This window comes from Cupriavidus sp. L7L, from assembly GCF_004353535.1.
Lineage (GTDB): Bacteria > Pseudomonadota > Gammaproteobacteria > Burkholderiales > Burkholderiaceae > Cupriavidus > Cupriavidus oxalaticus_A.
This window is the reverse complement of record NZ_SMNY01000072.1, coordinates 1-616: the sequence shown is the minus strand read 5'-3', so window position 1 is coordinate 616 and position 616 is coordinate 1. Positions and strand designations below refer to the sequence as shown.

Here is a 616-nt window from a genome sequence, read left to right as displayed (position 1 = left end):
GGGTGACGGCGTACCTTTTGTATAATGGGTCAGCGACTTACATTCAGTGGCAAGCTTAACCGATTAGGGCAGGCGTAGCGAAAGCGAGTCCGAACAGGGCGTTGAGTCGCTGGGTGTAGACCCGAAACCAGATGATCTATCCATGGCCAGGTTGAAGGTGCGGTAACACGTACTGGAGGACCGAACCCACTAACGTTGAAAAGTTAGGGGATGAGCTGTGGATAGGGGTGAAAGGCTAAACAAATCTGGAAATAGCTGGTTCTCTCCGAAAACTATTTAGGTAGTGCCTCGTGTCTCACCTTCGGGGGTAGAGCACTGTCATGGTTGGGGGGTCTATTGCTGATTACCCCGCCATAGCAAACTCCGAATACCGAAGAGTGCAATCACGGGAGACAGACATCGGGTGCTAACGTCCGGTGTCAAGAGGGAAACAACCCAGACCGCCAGCTAAGGTCCCCAAATATAGCTAAGTGGGAAACGAAGTGGGAAGGCTAAAACAGTCAGGAGGTTGGCTTAGAAGCAGCCACCCTTTAAAGAAAGCGTAATAGCTCACTGATCGAGTCGTCCTGCGCGGAAGATGTAACGGGGCTAAGCTATATACCGAAGCTGCGGACGC

Annotated in this window: 1 rRNA gene; it reads left to right on the top strand. The window is 51.9% G+C overall.

The features are described from left to right. Positions 1 to 616, top strand: a 23S ribosomal RNA gene (locus tag E1J61_RS35420); the annotation flags it as partial.